Source organism: Ferribacterium limneticum, from assembly GCF_020510585.1.
Lineage (GTDB): Bacteria > Pseudomonadota > Gammaproteobacteria > Burkholderiales > Rhodocyclaceae > Azonexus.
In genome coordinates, this window is record NZ_CP075190.1 from 541,326 (window position 1) to 559,553 (window position 18,228).

Genomic DNA, 18,228 nt, shown 5'->3' on the forward strand with positions numbered 1-18,228 from the left:
ATTCGAGAAAACCATAAATTTTACCACAACTTAGCTGCGATTTGCTTGCTTGCTGAGCAGTTGTATGTAAGCCATTTTTTCCGCCGCGCTGAGTCCGGCCACGCCGAATTGATGCGCTTTCGCCTGCAATTCGGCAAAAGCGCGTCTCTGGCTGCCTTCCTGCAATTTATCCAGCGTGTCGCGGAATTCTTCGTCTGCTTCATCTTCGTCAAACGGCTGGCCAAGAAGTTCCGATGCGGCGTTTTCGATCATGCTCTCCTCGGGCTGGCCGCGCAGTTGCTCGCGCAGTCCGGCGTAGCTGCTGGTCTCGTCGTTGGCGCAGACCAATTCGTGCAGGCGAATCAGGGCGGGGCGTTCCGGCGTGTCGGGCAATAACTCGATCGGCAGCTGGCTGGCCAGTTGCGGCTTGTGCAGCACGATGCGCAGCAGGTTGCGGGTCAGCGACGGTGCGGTGCGCTTGGCCTTGGGCGGGGCGGACGGCGTGTAGGATTTGAGTTCGCACAGGCGCTCGACTTCACCCTGGGCAAAACCGCTGGCTTCGGCCAGGCGCTTGACCAGTTGCAAACGCAGCAGCGGTGTCGGCAGCTTGAGCAGCAGCGGCTTGGCTTCGTAGATCAATTGCGCCTTGCCTTCCGAGCTGGTCAGGTCGCAGCGCTGGGCCAGTTCGCGCAGCAGGAAATCGGACAGCGGCATGGCCTGGGTGACCTGGCGGTCGAACTGCTCCTTGCCGAGTTCGCGGATGTAGCTGTCGGGGTCGTGTTCCTGGGGCAGGAAGATGAAGGCGAGGCGCTTGTTGTCGGCCAGCGCTTCCAGCGAGTTTTCCAGGGCGCGCCACGCTGCTTTGCGACCGGCGTTGTCGCCGTCGAAACAGAAAACGATGCGATCAACCTGGCGCAGCAGCTTGGTGACGTGGGTGGCGGTCGTCGCCGTGCCGAGCGTGGCGACGGCGTTGCCGACGCCGTTCTGGGCCAGCGCGATGACGTCCATGTAGCCTTCGGTAACGATGGCCGTGTCGGTTTCGCGCAGGGCCTGCCTGGCTTGTGGCAGGCCGAACAGTTCGCGGCCTTTTTCGAAGAGTGGCGTTTCCGGCGAGTTGAGGTATTTTGGTTCGCCCTGGTCGATGATGCGTCCGCCGAAGGCGATGATTTCGCCCTTCGGATTGATGATCGGGATCATCAGGCGGTCACGGAAGCGGTCGTAGCGACGACCGGATTCGTTTTCGATGACCAGTCCGGCGATCTTCAGTTCGTCGGCGTTGTAGTCGGGGAAAACTTCCTGCAGGTTCTGCCAGCCGTCCGGAGCGTAGCCCATGCCAAAGCGGGCGGCGATTTCTCCGGTCAAGCCGCGTTTCTTGCAATATTCGATGGCTTTTGGCGACTGCTTGAGCTGGTCTTTGTAATACTGGGCGGCGCGCGCCATGATCTCGATCAGCGTGCGCGTCTGGCCGGGTTTTTCGTCCTTGAAATTGCGCCCTTCGCTTTCCGGCACCTGCATGCCGGCGCGTGTGGCGAGATCCTTGACGGCATCGACGAAGCCGAGTCCCTGATATTCCATGACGAAACTGATCGCTGTGCCGTGCGCGCCGCAACCGAAGCAGTGGTAGAACTGCTTGGTCGGGCTGACCGTGAAGGACGGTGATTTCTCGTTGTGGAAGGGGCAGCAGGCGGCGTAATTGGCGCCCGCCTTCTTGAGCGGTACGTAGCTATCCACCAGGTCGACGATGTCGACCCGGGCCAGCAAATCCTGGATAAAACTGTCCGGGATCATTGCTGTGACTTAACCCGCAAGCGCCGCCTTGACCAGTTTCGAGACTTCCGCCATGTCGGCCTTGCCGGCGAGTTGCGGTTTCAGCACGGCCATCAGCTTCCCCATGTCGGCCGGACCTTTGGCGCCGGTTGCAGCAACGGCCGCAGCGACCGCTGCGGCGGTTTCCTCGGGGCTCATTTTTTCCGGCAGATAGACGGCGAGGACGGCGATTTCAAACTTTTCGGCGTCGGCCAGTTCCTGGCGGCCGGCGGCTTCGTATTGAGTGACGCTGTCCTTGCGCTGCTTGGTCAGCTTTTCGATGATGGCAACGACGGCAGCGTCATCGAGTTCGACGCGTTCGTCGACTTCTTTTTGCTTGAGAGCGGCGAGCAGCAGACGAATCGCGCTCAGCTTGGCCGTTTCCTTGGCCTTCATGGCCGACTTCATGTCTTCGGTGATGCGTGCTTTCAAACTCATTTTCGGCTTTCTTAAAGCAAAGAGCCGCCAGCTGTTGGGCGGGCGGCTCTTTCGTGCTGCGATATTTTTCTGATTAGAAAAGTTTCGGCGGCAGGGTCAGGCTACGGAGGCGCTTGTGCTGACGTTTGACAGCAGCGGCAGCCTTACGCTTGCGTTCGGCGGTGGGCTTTTCGTAAAACTCACGGGCACGCAGCTCGGTCAGCAAACCAGTCTTTTCGACCGTGCGCTTGAAGCGGCGGATAGCAACTTCGAACGGCTCATTTTCCTTGACACGAATGTTCGGCATATAAATCACCCCCTTCCGTTAGGCGCCTGCCAGGTCAAGTAAACGGCAGTGCGCGCAAAATTTGTTCCGCAGACTTTGCGGGTAGCCCAACAGTATATGCGAGAAAACCATGTTGTTCCAAGTGTTAAAATCGGCGCCATGCTAGTTCTCGGTATTGAATCCTCCTGCGACGAAACCGGTATTGCGCTCTACGACAGCGCAACCGGCCTCCTGTCGCATGCCCTTCACTCGCAGGTGGCGATGCACGCCGAGTACGGCGGTGTCGTGCCGGAACTGGCCTCGCGCGATCACATCCGGCGTGTCGTGCCGCTCTTGCGCGACGCGCTGGCGCAGGGCAAGCGCTCGCTCGAAGAGGTCGATGCCGTGGCCTACACGCGCGGTCCGGGGCTGGCCGGGGCGCTGCTCGTTGGTTGTGCCTTTGCCGAAGCGCTGGCGCTGGCCATCGACAAGCCGACCATTCCGGTGCATCACCTCGAAGGGCATTTGCTGTCGCCGCTGCTGTCCGCTACGCCGCCGACCTTTCCGTTTGTCGCCTTGCTGGTCTCCGGCGGTCATACGCAATTGATGCGGGTGACGGGCGTCGGCGAGTACGAACTGCTCGGCGAGACCCTCGACGATGCGGCCGGCGAGGCTTTCGACAAGAGCGCCAAATTGCTCGGCCTGCCTTATCCGGGCGGTGCCTTGCTGTCGAAGCTAGCTGAGGCGGGGGCGCCGGGGGTTTATGAATTGCCGCGGCCGATGCTGCATTCCGGCGATCTGAGTTTCAGTTTTTCCGGGCTGAAGACGGCCGTTTTGACGCTGGTCCGCGAGCACGCGGACGATATGACGGATACGTTCAAGGCCGATGCGGCGCGGGCTTTTCAGGAGGCCATCGTCGAGGTGCTGGTCAAGAAGTCGCTCAAGGCGATGAAGCAGACCGGCCTCAAGCAGCTAGTGGTGGCCGGTGGCGTCGGCGCCAACAGGCAGTTGCGGGCGACGCTGGACGACGAGGCGCGGCGCAAGCGCTTCAGCGTTTTTTACCCGGAGCTGGAATTCTGCACCGACAACGGCGCGATGATCGCCCTGGCCGGTTGTCTGCGCCTGCAGGCCGGCACCCCGGCCAAGGCGGCGGGCAGTTTTGCCATTCAGCCGCGCTGGCCGTTGAGCGAGCTGCTGCGCTGAGCCTCAGTTGCGGGCGTGGGCGACGTTGAAGCTGTCGACGCCGTCCAGCCCGATCAGCTTGACGGGCATTTCGGCGAGCGGTTTGCCGATGCTCTGGCCGAGGGCCACCGCGACAAAACGCCATTCCTGGGCGCGGCCCTGATAGCCCACGGAAAACGAACCGCCGGCCACTTCGTAACCCATGTCGAGCAGGGCTTTCCGGATGTGGATTTCCTGCGGCATGAACTCCGGCAAGAAACGCAGGCTGACCGAGATGGCGTGGCGCGATGGCAGCCAGGCTTCGAGCCTGGAAACATAGAGCATGCAAGCGGCGGAGAGTAGCGTGAGCAGGATGGCGGCGCCGTAGAAGCCGATACCGACCAGGATGCCGATGACTGATGCCGACCAGATCGAGGCGGCCGTGGTCAGCCCGCTGATATTGAGGCCTTCCTTCATGATGACGCCGGCGCCGAGGAAGCCAACGCCGGTGACGATGCCCTGGATGACCCGTGTCGGGTCGGGCATGGGAACGGCGGCGCCTCCGGTCTGGAGCAGCGCCGCGCCGCCATACCACGAGGCGGGGTAGCCGGCGATGACCGTGCAGGCGCAGGAGGCGACGCAGACTAGACCGTAGGTTCGCATGCCGGCGGCGCGGCCGTGGTAGGAGCGTTCGTAGCCGAGGATGAAACCGAGCAGCAGGGCGCCGACCAGATTCATGAAGACGACGAGGTTGGTGGCAATTTCGTTGGCTGACCAGTAACTGGCCAGCACTTCAGGGGATAGGGCGTGCATGCTCGGCGTCCACAGGGCGATGGCGCTCAGTGTTCTCCAAATCGCCCACTACCGCAAGGATTGGCGTCAGTCGTCAGGCAGCGATTTCAAAATTGGCCAAATTTTCCGGTTGACCGTGGCAATCCCCTTTTTTCTATGCTTTTTGAGCTTCGGGCAGTCCTTGCACGGCGGATGCTTCTTGCAGCATTTCTTTCCCATGACGGCCTCCGTTCAGCTCCGGCGGGCCACCCAGTAGGTGGCGCCGGCGTTGCCGTAGCGTTCGGCGTGCGGCACGTCGCGGTCCAGTGCAAAGTCGTCGCCCGCTCTGAGGTGTTGCGTCTCCTCGCCGATAGTCAGCCACATTTCGCCGCGCACGACGCGGGCCTTGACGGCGAACGGATGGGTATGGAAATCGAGCACGGCGTCGGCCGGCCAACTGCGTTCAAGCACCTCGTTGAATCCTTCGGCGAGGACCTGGCCCTTGAATTGATCGAAGGTGCCTGAAAGCATGGCCTGGACTCAGAGAGCGGCCAGGGCGGCGGCGTAATCGGGTTCGTTCTTGATTTCGCTGACCAGTTCGCTGTGGATGACCTTGTTGTTTTCGTCGAGGACGACGACGGCGCGGGCAGTCAGCCCGGCCAGCGGGCCGCTCGTGATGGCGACGCCGTAGGCTTCGATGAACTCACGGCCGCGCAGGGTGGACAGGGTTACAACGTTATCGAGACCTTCGGCGCCGCAGAAGCGCGCCTGGGCGAAGGGCAGGTCGGCCGAGATGCACAGGACGACGGCGTTCGGCAGCGTATTGGCCTTGGCGTTGAACTGACGGACCGACATGGCGCAGGTCGGCGTGTCGATGCTCGGGAAAATGTTGAGGATCTTGCGCTTGCCGGCAAAGCTGGCCAGTGCGGTGTCGGACAGGTCTTTGGCGACCAGCGAGAAAGCTGGTGCGCTATCGCCCTTTTGGGGGAATTTGCCGGCGATAGTGATTGGGTTGCCGCCGAGGGTTACGCTTTGGGTCATGGTTTTCCTTGGTTTTGAGAACAGAGGCACCGTTTGACGGGGGGACTCCGCTTTGGTTCAGCGATCAGATGAGTCTGACGGTGTTGTCGCAGAGGCGCGGCCGGGTTGGTCCTGGCCGATCAATGATTTTCGGGAAGTGCCGCGAGGATTTCAAAATAGCGATCCCAAGCCGCTTCTTCCCGGGTGAAGTGCTGAATGAATCGGGAAATCATGGTGCTCTCCTTGGCTTGACTTCAGATCGGTGCTGACCTGATGAACGTAGTCTAGGAGTCGGCAATCGATTGACCCAATCGATTTTCTGCATGTGATCAATTTGGATTGACTATCTATCCGGCTTGCCAGGCATCTCGGCCGGCGCCCATGTGATCGAGGGTGTTTTCGGAAATCTCGCCGCTGGCGAGGAGATATCCGTAAGCGAGCGCCAGCATGTCGGCGACGCCGCCCATGGTCAGATTCATGCCGATGTAGGCGCGGTTGGTCGCGCCGAGAAAGGCCCGATAGTCATCGCCACTGGCGATCAACTCCTCCAGCCGGCGGCCGTCGCGCTTGAGGCGGGCCAGCCCGGCCGGGCCGCCGCGATGCAGGGTCGTCGTATCGTCAACTGTCTGCATCAGGCGCGCCAGCATGGCAAAGGAGGCCTGGCTGAAACAGGCGCCTTGTTTGATCGAGGCGCGAAAAGCCGGCAGAGCCTCTTCGAACAGCGAGGGAAAGCCGCGTCGAGACTCCTGCACGATACCGCCGGTGCGGTATTTTTCCCTGGCCAGTCGACCATGGCTGGCGGCCGCTTCGCCGGCCCGGAAAAAGTTGTCGGCCAGCGCCGACAGCGCCTGGCGAACGGTGTTTTCATCGGCAGATGCGGCCCGCCAGCGGGCAATCAGCAACATGCCGCTGAGAAAGACGTAGCCCTTGTGGGTATTGGTGCCCAGACTCTCCAGCAAACGCTGTTCGGTGCGCATGCCAATTTTCTTTTGATACAGAAAAGGCTCGCCAGCGACCAGCGAGCGGGTGATTTGATCCAGATAATCGGCCAGGATCCGGATCGATCGCTCCATCAGGACAATCGACAGGTCGGGATGAGAGCCGCGATCGGCCAGGTCGACCAGGCCCGGTTTGGGCGTCAGGTAGAGTTCCAGCGCGGCGCCCCCGGCAAGGGCGCCGGCCAGGCGCTCAAGCTCGGCAGCACGCGAGGAGTTCATGGGCTAGTGTGATGACCTCGGAGATGGCGTGGCGTTGGGTGCGCATGCAATCGACCGCCGGCTGGTCGCAGACCAGGCAGCGGCGGGCCGGCAGGCCAAGGGTGTTGCGGCCGATCTGGACGGTTTCGCAAGCGTAAACATCGAGGTCGAGCAGGCGGCCGGCCGGGTGGCTTTCCTCGATGGCTATGCACAGCCGCTTGACGGCGAGTGGATCGGCGTCGACCACGCGTAGCGCAAAATGCCCCAGGGCATCGCGATCGGTGGCTAGCAGGAAGGAGCCGGGGAAGGTTTCGGCGATCTGCGCGCAGCCTCGGCGAAAAAGCCCGGTCGCCCCGGGCGGCGACTTGTCGGGGCCGGGCAGGTTGAGGGAGACGAACAGCGTCGCCGGCCGCCCCGCACTCAGCGCGCGGGACAGCAGCTCCTGGCGCGCCTCGCGGGCGGCCAACAACTTACCGGCGAACCTGGCGGACGACATCGATGATCGAGCCATCACGGTATTCGATCAGGCCGACGACTTTGTCTTCGAACTCGATCGGCCTCGGCACGCCGGTGATGGCGTAGACCTCGTCGCGCAACTGGCGGATGTCCTTGACCGGGGCGCGCATGCGGATTAGTTCCGCCTTCAGTTCGGGCAGCCGGTCATTGACCGCGATGCCGCGCTCGGTGACGACGACGCCGACCGTCTCGCCCGGCGTGGTGATCGTCGTCACCGCATCGCGGACGATGGGCAGGCGGCCGCGGATCGACGGGGCGACGACGATCGAAAGCTTGGCCCCGGCCGCCACATCGCAATGGCCGCCGGTGTTGTGCAGCAGGTAGCCCATCGACTCGGTATTGACGTTGACGTTGAAATCGACGTCGATTTCGGTGGCGCTCAGAATCGCGCAATCGAGGCGGTCGACGACGGAACCGCAGTTGAACGGGTTGGCATAGGTGCCGGCGGTCATTTCCTGATGCTTGCGGTTGCGGCCGATCGATTCGACTGCCTTGAGGTCGAAGCACTGGACATCGAACAGCGCTTCGAACAAGCCTTCCTCCAGCATGTCCACGAAATAGCCGGTGATCCCGCCGCAGCCGAAGCTGCCCTTGACCTTGTCCTTGCGCATCATGTCGCGGACGTGCTCGGCGACGGCCAGCGAGATGCCGCCGGTGCCGGTCTGGAAGGAGAAACCATCCTTCACGTAGCCCGAGGCGCGGATCACCATGGCCGCGTACTTGGCGATCTGCAGGCCGATCGGGTCGGTGGTGATGCGGGTGGTCGAGGACACGATTTTTTTCGGGTCGCCCAGGCTGGGTACGCAGGCCACGAAATCGACCACCGTTTGCGGAATGCCGATCGGCACGGCCGGGAAGGGCACCAGGTTGTCGGTCACGGCGACCACCTTGTGGGCGTGCTGGGCGTCCACCTGGGCATAGCCCAGGCTGCCGCAGGCCGAGGGGCCGTAGTAGCCGTTGAAGTTGCCGTATTCGTCGCAACAGGGCGCCGCCAGGAAGGCGACGTCGACCGGCACTTCGCCGCAGATCAGGGCGCGGGCGCGGCCGCCGTGCGAGCGGACGACGATCGGGCAGTCCAGCTCGCCTTTCGAGATCAGCTCGCCGATCGGGCCGTTGACGCCGCACTCCAGCCCGGTGATCACGCCCTTGCGGATGTAGGGAATCAGTTCGGCATGGACGACGTGGATCGAACTGGAAGCGATCTTGATGTCGCGGATGCCCAGCGCGTCGATTTCCCGGACCAGGTCGTTCAACAGCGAATCGCCGTTGCGCAGGCTGTGATGGGTCGAAATGGTCATTCCGTCCTTGAGGCCGGCGGCGATGACTGCCTCGCGCAGGCCGCCGACCAGCTTGCTGCCGTTGTGGGTCAGGCGCCGTATGGCCCGCGTCGAACGCTCGGCGTGCGGCTGCAGCGACCACGGGTCGCGGTAGGGGGTCAGCTTTTTGCCGGCAAAGGTGTCCGGGATATCCCGGCCCAGGCTATTCAGTGCCATAAATGTCCTCCTCGCTGATTTCGATATCGACCAAGCCGTGCGCCTGGGCGGTGCGCAAGACGCGCGCGGCGCGGATGACGATGGGCGCGTCGATCATCTTGCCCTTCAGGGAAATGACGCCGGTGCCCATCTCGCGGGCGCGCTTGATGGCGTCGATGATTTGCAGCGCGTGTTCGACTTCTTCCGCTTTCGGCGCGAAGACGTCGTGGATGACATCGCATTGCCGTGGATTGACCATGCATTTGCCGGTAAAGCCGAGGCGCTTGATCAGTTCGGTTTCGCGGCGCAGCGAGTCCATGTCGTTGACGTCGGCGAAAATCGTATCGATGGCCTGGATGCCGGCCGCCTTCGCCGCCCACAAAACGCGCATGCGGGCGTTGAACAATTCCTCGCCGCTCTTCGTGCGTTCGATTTCCATGGTTGCCGTGTAATCCTCGGCGCCGAAAGCCAGCCCGATCAGGCGCGTCGAGGCCTTGGCCGTGCTGGTCGCATTGATGACGCCGAGCGCCGTCTCGATCGAGGGCAGGATGCGGAAATGGCCGATGTCGAGCCCAAGCTCCTCTTCGAATTCGGTGAGCAGCGTATCCAGGCGTTCGACGATTTCCGGCGAATCGGCCTTGGGCAGCCGGATGCCGTCGGGCATGCCGGGCAGCACCGTTTTCAGGTCGTCGAGCGCCCACTTGGTATCGAGGCCGTTGATGCGGACCAGGATTTCCTTGTTGCGCACCTTGTATTGATCGAGGAAGCAGCGGACGAGAACGCGTGCCGCGTCCTTTTCGTTGAGCGGCACGGCATCTTCGAGGTCGATCAACACCGCATCGCATTCGAAAAGCGGAATGTTCTGCAGCATCGACGGCATGTTGCCCGGCACGTAAAGCAGCGAGCGGCGCAATTGATAACCGGTCATGCTCATTCCTCCCCGGCGAAGAAGACGTTCGAGGTGCCGGCCGATTTCGACTGATGGCGGGCGATGCCGTCGATCACCAGTTCGGTCAGCACGATTTCGCAGGAGGCGAAGACCTCGGCATCCTGCATTTGCCCGCCGACGACGTCACCCGACGATTTGCTGGCGATGATATGCAGGTGGCAGAAGGGTTCGCCGCTTTCGTCGGGCACGATGTTGCCGGTCAGGCCGAGCAGTTCGAGCGGTCCTTCGACCGCGTGCGGGGTCAGGCGCGCCGCCGTGATCGGCAGTTTGGCGCCGCTCTTGATGTCGTTGAGGCGGACGTTCTTGACCGAGCCGACGGCCGAGACGATCACCGCATGGCGGATCCCCTCGTGCTGGGTGAACCGGGTCAGGATGTCGACCAGGCGCTCGCCGGGGAGAATCTTCAGGAAGAAGCGGCGGCCATGGCCGTACTCCTTGTAGCAATAACCCTTGTCCTTGGCTTCGTTCATGACAGACCTCCAGCCCGCCGCAGGGCGGTTTCCAGGCGGGCCTCGATGGCGTAGTCGAGAGCGCCGCGATCATTGACGCTGACCCGCGCACCTTCGGCGCCGTGTTTCGCCAGGACTTCTTCCAGCTTGGCGCGGATCAGATGTTCGAACTGCTTCTTGACGGTCGATTCGATCTCGATGACCAGCCCGTCAGCCGGCTCGACGATGACCATCAGGTCACTCGACTGCATGGTGCCGGCCTGGCCCTTGCGTTCAATTTTCATGGCTTGCCTCCTTTAGTCTCTGTTGCAGTTGCTGGCGAATCGGCGCCGCCTCCTCGCTGAGCAAATAGGCGAGGGTGCTGGCTGGCAGATACGCTTCCAATGGCGCCATCTCGTTGCGGGCGACCAGTTCGCGCACGCGGGAGGCGCTGATCACCCCGGCGCTGGTTTCGAGGCGCGGTATTTCCGTCACTGCGATGCCGTGCTGCGGCAGCAGGCGTTGCATTGCCTCGTTGTAGCTGCGGGTCAGGGCGCAATGCGGTTCGCTGCCGACGAAGCGCCGGCTGATGCCGAAGTAGGGGGCGATCCGCGTGCCGAAAAGCCTCAGGTCGAGTTCCATCTGGATCCTCGCCACCGGATCGTCCTGCTTGAGGAAATAGGTTGGGAAAGTGGCGGCGCTGATCTGGTAATGGGCGGTGTCGAGGACGACGGCATTGGCGATGTCGCGCACCCCGTCGACGACCAGCTGCCAGCGGACCGGGAAGGGAAAGGCCGAGCGGTCTTCGGCGACGACGAAGACGTAGAGGTGGTCCACCTGGCGTGCCGCAGTCTCGATCAGGTAGCGGTGACCCTGGGAAAACGGGTTGCAGTTGACCACCACCGCGCCGTTGACGCCGGCGCGGCGCAAGGGACTGTGCGCGGCCAGCCAGTGCTTGAGCCCGTTGCCGAATTCGAGCAGTACCGCCTGGCCCTGGTCGGCGAGCAGGGTGAAGTTCAGGGACTCGAAGGAGCTGGCAAAGCCCGGTTTGGTGAACACGAAAAGGGCATCGAATCCGGCCTCGATGCCACGCGAAACCAGGGCCGTAACGATCTCGCCGAGCAGGGAGCCGCCGCGGTGGGCGGGGTCGATGGCGAGCATCTTGAGAACACGTCCCGCCCGGGCGCCGACGGCAACCAGGCTGCCCTGTTCGTGTACGCCGACCAGGTCGTCGAAACCCGGCTCGAAGGTCAGGCCGTTGCCTTCGATGAGTCGCCGGGCGGCGGCAACATCGGTGGGGGCGAACAGGTCAGCGATCATGTGGGATTCCCGGGGGGCGGCGGGTCAGTTGTAGCCAAGCACGGCGACGACGGCCAGCTCGGGTTCGGCGTTGGCGCGAGGTGGGTTGGCGGCGGCTGGCTGGCCGCTATCAACGCCAGGCGGAGAGTTCGCTGCGGCCTGCTGGCCGGGATTGGCGGCGGGTGGGCGGGAGCTTGGTAGAGGGGCGATGTTCATGCTTGGTCTCCTGAATGATGTGGATTCGATCTGGCTTGCCAGGCGAGGAAATGGCGACATAGCGGCGGGGCGCAGACGGTCAGCAGCACCACCCGCAGCACGTGGGTGGCAGTGACCAGCGGCACGCTGAGGTGCATGACCTTGGCGGTGACGCTCATTTCCGCCATGCCGCCGGGCGAGGCGGCGAGCGCCAGCGAAGGCAGCGGCAGGGCGACGAAGCGGGCGAGCAGCCAGACGAACAGGCCGCTGAGCAGCAGGGCCAGGCCGGTGGCCAGCGTCGACACGCCGAGAAAGCGCGGGGCGGCGCGGAAGAAGGATGGCGAGAAGCGGCTGCCCAGCGCGACGCCGAGCAGCAACTGGCCGCCATTGACGAGTTCGGGCGGTAGCCCGGAGAGCGGGATGGCCAAGGCGGTCAGGCCGCCGACGCAGGCCAGCGGCCCGAGCACCCAGGCGTTGGCGATGCGCAGGGTGCCAAACAGGGCGACGCCGGCCAGCGAGCAGGCGAACAGGATGGGCAGATGCAGCCAGTCCACCGCCGTGCTGAGAGGGCAGAAAGTTTCGTCGCCGCCATGGCTCCAATGGACCAGCACGAAGGGTACGCTGCTGACCACCAGCATGACCCGCAGCGCATGGGCGGCGGCGACCCGGTCCACGGCGCCACCCTGGCGCTCGGCGAGGACGACCATTTCCGAAGCGCCGCCGGGCAGCGCAGCGAAAAAGGCGGTGGCTGGCGAGACGTCAGTCCACCGACGGAGCATCAAGGCGCCGAGCAGGCCGACGGCGACGGCGCTGGCCGCCATGAGGACGATGGCCGGGCCGTGGCGGCCCAGTTGGCCGAGTACTTCGGGCGTGAAATAGAGGCCGAGCGCTGTGCCGATCGCGCACTGACCGACTTGCCGGCCGCCCGGCGGGCCTTCGAGGCGCGCCCCGGCCATGCGCAGCAGGGCGATGGTGAACAGCGGGCCGATCATCCACGGCAGCGGCACGTGCAGTTGCTGAGCCAGGCTGCCAGCCAGCGTGGCGAGCAGCAGGGCGGGCAGGATGCGCAGCATGAGGCGGTGCAGTGGGGAGGAAGTCGGCATTCTTACGGTCAACCGGGAAAAAGGCCCAAAATTGAAATAGGGCGCCCGGCCCAGAGGGGGGCTGGAACGGACGCCAAGGTGCAGTAGTTTTTCAGCCGGCCTCAGAAGACCCAGACGGCGTCCGGCGGGAAGGCCAGCCAGCGTTTGCCCGGTGCTTCCTGGCACTTGCCCCAGGCGCGCAGCAGGTCGCTGCCGGCATGGAAGACGTATTCGAAGCGGTCGCCGAGGAACATCGAGGTGGCGAGATCGATTTCCGTCCGGTGTTCGCCCGGTCCGTCGGCCAGTTGCATCTGCTCGACGCGGATGACCGCCTTGGCTTCCTGGCCGATCGCGGCATTGGTGCGGCGCAGGCCCCACACCGAAATGCCGTTGTCGAGGTCGATGCGGGCGCTGCCGCCGCGAATGTCGCCGATACGGCCTTTCATGATGTTGTTGCTGCCCATGAAGTCGGCGACAAAATAGGTCTGCGGCTGGCTGTACATTTCCTGCGGGGCGCCCTGCTGCTCGATGACGCCGCCGTTCAACAGCAGGATGCGGTCGGACATGGCCATCGCTTCTGACTGGTCGTGGGTGACGACCAGCGCCGATAGCTGCATCTCGACGATCAGGTTGCGCAGCCAGGCGCGGGCTTCCTCGCGCATCTTGGCGTCGAGGTTGGAGAGCGGCTCGTCGAGCAGGATGACCGGCGGGTTGTAGACCAGTGCCCGGGCGATCGACACGCGCTGCTGCTGGCCACCCGACAACTGGTGAGGGTAGCGTTCAGCGAGGTGGTCGAGGCCGAGGTTCTTGAGTGCCGTGTGCACGCGCTGGGTGATCTCGTTGTCGGCCACCTTGCGCAGCTTGAGCGGATAGGCGACGTTGTCGAACACCGTCTTGTGCGGCCACAGGGCGTAGGACTGGAAGACCAGGCCAAGCTCGCGTTTTTCAGCCGGGATATCGATCCCGGCAGCGGCATCGTAAATGGCCCGGCCGGCGATGGCGACGCTGCCGTGGTGCGGCTGTTCGAGGCCGGCGACGGCCCGCAGCAGGGTGGTCTTGCCGCTGCCCGAAGGGCCGAGCAGGGAAACCACTTCGCCGCGCCGCAAGTGCATCGAGACGCCCTTGAGGATGGGATTGCTGCCGTAGGACAGGGCGAGGTTGTCGACGGTCAGGATGGTATTTTCAGTCATGAAGTTTTACTCCGAAACGCAGCGCCAAGGCGAGGCCGACGCCGACCAGCAGCATGTTGATCAGGGACAGGGCGGCAACCACATCGACGGCGCCGGAAGCCCACAGGGAAACGATTTGTGCGCCGATCACCTCGGTGCCGGGGGAGAGCAGATAGACGCCGGTCGAGTATTCGCGCTCGAAGATCATGAAGATCAGCAGCCAGGAACCGAGCAGGCCGTTGCGAATGAGCGGCACGGTGATGTCGCGCGACACCCGGGAGCGCGAGGCGCCGACCAGCCGGCCGGCTTCTTCGAGTTCCGGGCCGACCTGCATCAGGGCGCTCTGGATCAGCCGCATGCCGTAGGCCAGCCAGACCACCGAGTAGGCGAACCACACCGAAAACAGCGTCGACCGCAGCGGTGCCAGGAAAGGCACGAAGAGGAAGACCCAGAACACCGCCAGACCGGCCATCAGACCCGGCACGGCGCGTGGGGTCAGGATGACGTAATCGACGAAGCGTGACAGGCCGTCCGGCTGGCGGTGGGTGGCCAGGCCGATCAGCAGGTAGCCGCCGACGGCGATGGCGCCGCCGATGGTGCCGATCAGGATGGAATTGACGATCGAGCGGATCATCGTCGATTCCTCGAAGACGGCGTGGAAGTGGTCGAGCGTCAGTACTTCGAGGATATTGACCCCGGTGCCCCAACTGCTGACCACCGAGCGCAGCGCCACGCCGGAAATCGGCACGAAGACGGTGAGGAACAGCCAGGCGACGATCAGGCCGAGGGCCAGCCACTTCCATGGGCCGAGGGCGAGCGGACGCTGGCGGGCCGACTTGCCCTTCATCGAGACGAAGCGCTGGGCGTTATTGAGCAGGGCGCGCTGCAGGAGGACGAGCGGAAAGGTGACGGCGATGATGCACGTCGCCACCGCAGCCATCAGGTGGTAGGACGGCGTACCGAGCTTGTTGGTCAGCTTGTAGAGGTAGGTGGTGAGCACCAGGTGGCCTTCCGGATCGCCGAGGATCAGCGGTAGGCCGAAGATCTCGAAGCCGAGGAAGAAGACCAGCACGCCGACGTAAAGCAGGGCCGGCGAGACCATCGGGATCGACACGTCGCGGGCGACGCGGAAGGGGCTGGCGCCGGACAGGCGGGCCGCTTCCTCGACATCGGAGCCGAGATTGCGCAGGGCCGACGAGGAGTAGAGATACACATGAGGTACATGCGTCAGGCCGGCGATGACGGCGATCGAGGCGAGCGAGTAGATGTTCCACGGCACACCGCCGAAGATGTCCTGGAACCAGACCGAGAAGAAGCCGACCGGGCCGAGCGAGACGACATAGCCGAAGCCGAGGACGACCGGCGAGACGAAGATCGGGATGAGGATCGGCGTCTCCAGCCACTTGCGCCCCGGCAGGTCGGTGCGGACCATGATGAAGGCCAGGATGGCACCAAGCGGAATGGCGATGACGGTCATGCCGACGGCGATGAACAGCGTGTTCTTGGTCGCCGACCAGAAGTCCGGATCGTCGAAAATGAAGGCGAAGGATTCCAGGCTGAGCGTCGCGGTCTTCATGAAGAAGGGGCCGGACAGCACGCTCTGGTAGATCACCAGGCCGAGCGGAAAGAAGACGGAAAGGGCGAGCAGGGTCACCACTACCCGTCTGGGCAATGTTTGTAACATGAGGGTCACCTTGGATTTGAGGTGGATCGGGCCCTCAGCGCCGGCCTGCGCAAGGGCGCAGGTCCGGGCCGGGGCGGCGGTGGGGCGCCTTTATTTCGCCTTGACGGCGCCGTTCCACTGCTTGAGGAAATCGAGGCGCTTGGCCTGATCCAGGTAGGTCAGCAGGCCAGTGCCGATAGGCACCGGGCGCAGCGCGTCGCCGAGCTGCTTTTTCAGACCGCTGGCCGTGGTTTCGCCTTCGACGTCGGGGCGAATGGCGTAGAGATCAGCCTTGTTGGCGATGATTTCCTGACCCTTCTTGGACAGCACGAAATCGAGCCAGAGCTTGGCGGCGTTCGGGTTCTTCGCATTCTTGGCGATGAACATCACCCGGCTGATGACCAGCGTGTAGTCCTTGGGCAGCACGATGCCGATCGACGGATCCTTCTTGGCGCGGGTCAGCGCGTAGGCCGCGTTGAGGTTGTAGCCGATCAGGTTCTCGCCCGAGGCGATGCGTTCCATCATCGTCCCGGTCGACGCCTGGACCCGCACCTGGACGCCGCCAAAGGCCTTGAGCAGGTCGGCATAGCCCGCACCGTTAACCTGCTTGTCCTGGCTGACCAGCATGAAGCCGACACCGGATTTTTCCGGGTCGTAGGTGGTGACCTTGCCCTTGTACTTGTCAGCCTGCGTCGTCAGCAACTTGATGAAATCGGCGTGGCTCTGGGGCACGTCGGCGGCCGGCACCAGGCGCTTGTTGTAGACGATGCCGATCGGTTCGTAGGTGGTGCCGAAGGCTTCGTTCTTCCAGTTGGCCCACTCCGGCAACTTGGCGGTTTCAACCGACTTGTGCGGCTGGGCGTAGCCGTCGTTGACCAGCTTGACCTGGAGGTCCATGGCCGACGACCAGGTGACGTCGGCCGAACTGCCGGCAGCCGATTCCGAAATGAAGCGGTTGTACAGCTCGGTCGTGCTCATGTTGCTGTACTCGATCTGGATGGCCGGGTACATGGTGCGGAATTCGCGGATCAGATGGTTGGTCTGTTCGTTGTCGGTCACCCCGTAGATGGAGAGCTTGCCTTCCTTCTGGGCGGCGGCGATGAGGTCGGGGGCCGATTGGGCGAGCAACGGGGTGCTGGTACCGAGGGCCGCGGCAATAAGGCCGGCGGTCAGGCAGCGCTGGAAGTTGCGACGAGTCAGTTTCATGATGTCTCCTGTCTTTTGATTTTGTCACTGTCGGTTGCCTTTTGGCCAACCGCATGTGACTTGATGCTACCGGGCCAGCCTTTCAAACTGCTTTCGGGGCGGGCCCGGTTTTCGTTTTTTTCCGTTTTTTCCGGTTGACCGTCAGAAACGATAGCGGGCGCCGAGCATCAGGGATTTCGGCGTGTAATTGACCGGCAGGCCCGAGTCCTTGTCGAAGCCCTGGCAGGTGCCGCCGGCGCACAGCGAGTTCTGGCCGCCGTTCTTGTTGGAAACCTGGGCGTAGTAGGCGTAGAGGTCGGTCTGCTTGTCGAGCGCGAATTCGTAGCCGACGCCGAGGTGATCGGAGTCGCGATTGGTGCTCATGCGGTCGTCGAGATGACCATAAACACCGCGCACGGTATGGCGGTCGGCGAACGGCACGGCCATGCCCAGCCACCAGACGTTGCGGTCGAGGCTCTTGTAGGTGGCAGCGCCCTCCTGGGTGTCTTCGCCGTGCAGGAAGTGGGCGTACAACTTGGCGAACTTCAGGTCGTAAGTGGCGGCAAGGTTGTAGGAGGTGCGATTGATGTTTTCGCTCGCCGGTGCGCTGACCGTGCCCGTGCGCTGGAAGGACAGGTAGCCGGCGCCGACGAAGAGCGGACCCTTGGCGTAGCTCAGGCTGGCGCTGACGCCCTTGCCTTCGTTTTCCGGGCCGGTGGCGGTATTGCCCGGCGTGCCGCCGGTGATCCCGACATCAGCCTCGCTGTTGTTTTCCATGCCGGCCGAGTAGGCGATCTTGCCCTGGAAGCCGCCCAGCGTCGGCGAAGCATAGAAGACGGCATTGTCGAAACGGCTCGCTGCAGCGCTCGACCACAGGCGGAAGGCCGTGGCGCCGCCGATGGTGAAGGGGTCGGAGGGGCTGGCCAGTGAGTAGATAGGGGCGTAGTCGCGACCGAAGCGGATGTCGCCGAATTTCTTGCTGTTCAGGCCGATGAAGGTATTGCGCGAGAAGATGGCAACACCGGTGGTGTTCGGCGCAGCGGACGAGGCGGTGCCGGCCCCCGGGTTGCTGACGTTGCTCGAATGGCCGGTGTTCTGGCCGTTGTCGTAGGAAACGCCGGCTTCGAGCTGGAAGTAGGCCGAGAGATCGTCGCCGAAGTCGCGCAGGCCCTTGAAGCCGAGCCGGCTGGCCGAGCCGAGGCCGCTCTGGATGCGGGCCTTGGTGCCATGGCCGTAATCGCCGACTTCGACGCCGGCATCGGCGATGCCGTAGATGGTCAGGCCCTCGGGCATGCTCAGGCCCTTGCTCTTTTTCGCGGCTGGCGCTTCGGCGACGGCCTTGCTGGCCTGTTCCGCCTTCTTGGTGGCGACAGCAGCGGTGGCGGCGGTGGCCTGGAGCAGTTCCTCGAGTTTTTCGAGGCGGGCCTTCTGGGCCTGGATCTCGGCCTGCAGCTCGTCCATCGTTGCGGCCTGGGCCGGGGCGGCCAGGGCCAGACTGCCGAAGCAGGCCAGGATGGCGAGGTTGATCGGGTGTTTCTGCATTTTGTCTCCTCCTTGGAATTTCATTTCACGGATGGTTGCCCGGTGGGTGCGATACCGGGTTGGAGGCCATTAGAAACAAACAGGCTTTCGATTTGCTTTCGCTGTCCTGTCGG

20 protein-coding genes are annotated in these 18,228 nt (G+C 63.6%); 1 reads left to right on the top strand and 19 read right to left on the bottom strand.

What is annotated here, in order from left to right:
• Positions 1-30 precede the first annotated feature (30 nt).
• The 3 genes from dnaG to rpsU all read right to left on the bottom strand — a co-directional run bounded on the left by dnaG (position 31) and on the right by rpsU (position 2,509).
• A complete protein-coding gene (gene dnaG / locus KI613_RS02595) occupies positions 31-1,767 on the bottom strand; it encodes a DNA primase (RefSeq protein ID WP_226403664.1) in 1,737 nt (578 codons plus the stop codon).
• Positions 1,768-1,776: 9 nt separating this feature from the next.
• A complete protein-coding gene (locus KI613_RS02600) occupies positions 1,777-2,223 on the bottom strand; it encodes a GatB/YqeY domain-containing protein (protein WP_226403665.1) in 447 nt (148 codons plus the stop codon).
• Positions 2,224-2,296: 73 nt separating this feature from the next.
• Positions 2,297-2,509, bottom strand: a complete 213-nt coding sequence (rpsU, locus tag KI613_RS02605) for a 30S ribosomal protein S21 (protein ID WP_117607760.1) — start codon at positions 2,507-2,509, stop codon at positions 2,297-2,299.
• Between the two features lie 138 nt (positions 2,510-2,647).
• On the opposite strand from rpsU, the gene tsaD reads away from it, so the two are divergent.
• Positions 2,648-3,670 (top strand): tRNA (adenosine(37)-N6)-threonylcarbamoyltransferase complex transferase subunit TsaD, encoded by a 1,023-nt coding sequence (tsaD, locus tag KI613_RS02610; protein WP_226403666.1) that lies wholly within the window; start codon positions 2,648-2,650, stop codon positions 3,668-3,670.
• Positions 3,671-3,673: 3 nt separating this feature from the next.
• Here tsaD and KI613_RS02615 read toward each other — a convergent pair whose 3' ends face one another.
• From KI613_RS02615 to KI613_RS02690, 16 genes are all read right to left on the bottom strand, one after another.
• The gene (locus KI613_RS02615; RefSeq protein ID WP_226403667.1) at positions 3,674-4,441 is read right to left on the bottom strand and encodes an MgtC/SapB family protein; all 768 of its coding nucleotides are present in this window, start codon (positions 4,439-4,441) and stop codon (positions 3,674-3,676) included.
• Positions 4,442-4,651: 210 nt separating this feature from the next.
• A complete protein-coding gene (locus tag KI613_RS02620; protein WP_226403668.1) occupies positions 4,652-4,930 on the bottom strand; it encodes a cupin domain-containing protein in 279 nt (92 codons plus the stop codon).
• A gap of 9 nt (positions 4,931-4,939) precedes the next feature.
• Positions 4,940-5,440 carry a thiol peroxidase gene (gene tpx, locus KI613_RS02625; RefSeq protein ID WP_226403669.1) on the bottom strand — a complete coding sequence of 167 codons (501 nt, stop codon included), beginning with the start codon at positions 5,438-5,440 and terminating at the stop codon, positions 4,940-4,942.
• Positions 5,441-5,766: 326 nt separating this feature from the next.
• Complete coding sequence (locus tag KI613_RS02630) at positions 5,767-6,636, bottom strand: triphosphoribosyl-dephospho-CoA synthase (protein ID WP_226403670.1); 870 nt, start codon at positions 6,634-6,636, stop codon at positions 5,767-5,769.
• Positions 6,608-7,111: a citrate lyase holo-[acyl-carrier protein] synthase gene (citX, locus tag KI613_RS02635; RefSeq protein ID WP_226403671.1), complete on the bottom strand. Its 504-nt coding sequence runs from the start codon at positions 7,109-7,111 to the stop codon at positions 6,608-6,610. The genes KI613_RS02630 and citX overlap by 29 nt, the downstream gene beginning before the upstream one ends.
• Complete coding sequence (gene citF, locus KI613_RS02640) at positions 7,086-8,624, bottom strand: citrate lyase subunit alpha (RefSeq protein WP_226403672.1); 1,539 nt, start codon at positions 8,622-8,624, stop codon at positions 7,086-7,088. Before citF ends, citX begins: the two co-directional genes overlap by 26 nt.
• Positions 8,611-9,531 (bottom strand): HpcH/HpaI aldolase/citrate lyase family protein, encoded by a 921-nt coding sequence (locus KI613_RS02645; RefSeq protein WP_226403673.1) that lies wholly within the window; start codon positions 9,529-9,531, stop codon positions 8,611-8,613. The genes citF and KI613_RS02645 overlap by 14 nt, the downstream gene beginning before the upstream one ends.
• A 2-nt stretch (positions 9,532-9,533) precedes the next feature.
• Positions 9,534-10,022, bottom strand: a complete 489-nt coding sequence (locus KI613_RS02650) for a PPC domain-containing DNA-binding protein (protein WP_226403674.1) — start codon at positions 10,020-10,022, stop codon at positions 9,534-9,536.
• Positions 10,019-10,285: a citrate lyase acyl carrier protein gene (gene citD / locus KI613_RS02655; protein WP_226403675.1), complete on the bottom strand. Its 267-nt coding sequence runs from the start codon at positions 10,283-10,285 to the stop codon at positions 10,019-10,021. Before citD ends, KI613_RS02650 begins: the two co-directional genes overlap by 4 nt.
• Positions 10,275-11,300 (bottom strand): [citrate (pro-3S)-lyase] ligase, encoded by a 1,026-nt coding sequence (gene citC / locus KI613_RS02660; RefSeq protein WP_226403676.1) that lies wholly within the window; start codon positions 11,298-11,300, stop codon positions 10,275-10,277. The genes citD and citC overlap by 11 nt, the downstream gene beginning before the upstream one ends.
• 24 nt (positions 11,301-11,324) lie before the next feature.
• The gene (locus KI613_RS02665) at positions 11,325-11,495 is read right to left on the bottom strand and encodes a hypothetical protein (RefSeq protein ID WP_226403677.1); all 171 of its coding nucleotides are present in this window, start codon (positions 11,493-11,495) and stop codon (positions 11,325-11,327) included.
• Positions 11,492-12,577 carry an AbrB family transcriptional regulator gene (locus KI613_RS02670; RefSeq protein WP_226403678.1) on the bottom strand — a complete coding sequence of 362 codons (1,086 nt, stop codon included), beginning with the start codon at positions 12,575-12,577 and terminating at the stop codon, positions 11,492-11,494. The genes KI613_RS02665 and KI613_RS02670 overlap by 4 nt, the downstream gene beginning before the upstream one ends.
• A gap of 101 nt (positions 12,578-12,678) precedes the next feature.
• A complete protein-coding gene (locus tag KI613_RS02675) occupies positions 12,679-13,746 on the bottom strand; it encodes an ABC transporter ATP-binding protein (RefSeq protein WP_226403679.1) in 1,068 nt (355 codons plus the stop codon).
• Entirely contained in the window at positions 13,739-15,409 is a 1,671-nt protein-coding gene (locus tag KI613_RS02680) for an ABC transporter permease (protein WP_226403680.1), read from the bottom strand. The genes KI613_RS02675 and KI613_RS02680 overlap by 8 nt, the downstream gene beginning before the upstream one ends.
• A 90-nt stretch (positions 15,410-15,499) precedes the next feature.
• On the bottom strand, positions 15,500-16,594 hold the full coding sequence (locus tag KI613_RS02685) for an ABC transporter substrate-binding protein (RefSeq protein WP_226403681.1): 1,095 nt from the start codon (positions 16,592-16,594) through the stop codon (positions 15,500-15,502).
• Between the two features lie 141 nt (positions 16,595-16,735).
• Entirely contained in the window at positions 16,736-18,115 is a 1,380-nt protein-coding gene (locus KI613_RS02690) for a porin (RefSeq protein ID WP_226403682.1), read from the bottom strand.
• Positions 18,116-18,228 lie beyond the last annotated feature (113 nt).

What these genes read in the sequence shown, in the direction of transcription:
- dnaG (WP_226403664.1), bottom strand. Translation starts at nt 1,767, where the DNA reads ATGATCCCGGACAGTTTTATCCAGGATTTGCTGGCCCGGGTCGACATC.
- KI613_RS02600 (WP_226403665.1), bottom strand. Translation starts at nt 2,223, where the DNA reads ATGAGTTTGAAAGCACGCATCACCGAAGACATGAAGTCGGCCATGAAG.
- rpsU (WP_117607760.1), bottom strand. Translation starts at nt 2,509, where the DNA reads ATGCCGAACATTCGTGTCAAGGAAAATGAGCCGTTCGAAGTTGCTATC.
- tsaD (WP_226403666.1), top strand. Translation starts at nt 2,648, where the DNA reads ATGCTAGTTCTCGGTATTGAATCCTCCTGCGACGAAACCGGTATTGCG.
- KI613_RS02615 (WP_226403667.1), bottom strand. Translation starts at nt 4,441, where the DNA reads ATGCACGCCCTATCCCCTGAAGTGCTGGCCAGTTACTGGTCAGCCAAC.
- KI613_RS02620 (WP_226403668.1), bottom strand. Translation starts at nt 4,930, where the DNA reads ATGCTTTCAGGCACCTTCGATCAATTCAAGGGCCAGGTCCTCGCCGAA.
- tpx (WP_226403669.1), bottom strand. Translation starts at nt 5,440, where the DNA reads ATGACCCAAAGCGTAACCCTCGGCGGCAACCCAATCACTATCGCCGGC.
- KI613_RS02630 (WP_226403670.1), bottom strand. Translation starts at nt 6,636, where the DNA reads ATGAACTCCTCGCGTGCTGCCGAGCTTGAGCGCCTGGCCGGCGCCCTT.
- citX (WP_226403671.1), bottom strand. Translation starts at nt 7,111, where the DNA reads ATGTCGTCCGCCAGGTTCGCCGGTAAGTTGTTGGCCGCCCGCGAGGCG.
- citF (WP_226403672.1), bottom strand. Translation starts at nt 8,624, where the DNA reads ATGGCACTGAATAGCCTGGGCCGGGATATCCCGGACACCTTTGCCGGC.
- KI613_RS02645 (WP_226403673.1), bottom strand. Translation starts at nt 9,531, where the DNA reads ATGACCGGTTATCAATTGCGCCGCTCGCTGCTTTACGTGCCGGGCAAC.
- KI613_RS02650 (WP_226403674.1), bottom strand. Translation starts at nt 10,022, where the DNA reads ATGAACGAAGCCAAGGACAAGGGTTATTGCTACAAGGAGTACGGCCAT.
- citD (WP_226403675.1), bottom strand. Translation starts at nt 10,285, where the DNA reads ATGAAAATTGAACGCAAGGGCCAGGCCGGCACCATGCAGTCGAGTGAC.
- citC (WP_226403676.1), bottom strand. Translation starts at nt 11,300, where the DNA reads ATGATCGCTGACCTGTTCGCCCCCACCGATGTTGCCGCCGCCCGGCGA.
- KI613_RS02665 (WP_226403677.1), bottom strand. Translation starts at nt 11,495, where the DNA reads ATGAACATCGCCCCTCTACCAAGCTCCCGCCCACCCGCCGCCAATCCC.
- KI613_RS02670 (WP_226403678.1), bottom strand. Translation starts at nt 12,577, where the DNA reads ATGCCGACTTCCTCCCCACTGCACCGCCTCATGCTGCGCATCCTGCCC.
- KI613_RS02675 (WP_226403679.1), bottom strand. Translation starts at nt 13,746, where the DNA reads ATGACTGAAAATACCATCCTGACCGTCGACAACCTCGCCCTGTCCTAC.
- KI613_RS02680 (WP_226403680.1), bottom strand. Translation starts at nt 15,409, where the DNA reads ATGTTACAAACATTGCCCAGACGGGTAGTGGTGACCCTGCTCGCCCTT.
- KI613_RS02685 (WP_226403681.1), bottom strand. Translation starts at nt 16,594, where the DNA reads ATGAAACTGACTCGTCGCAACTTCCAGCGCTGCCTGACCGCCGGCCTT.
- KI613_RS02690 (WP_226403682.1), bottom strand. Translation starts at nt 18,115, where the DNA reads ATGCAGAAACACCCGATCAACCTCGCCATCCTGGCCTGCTTCGGCAGT.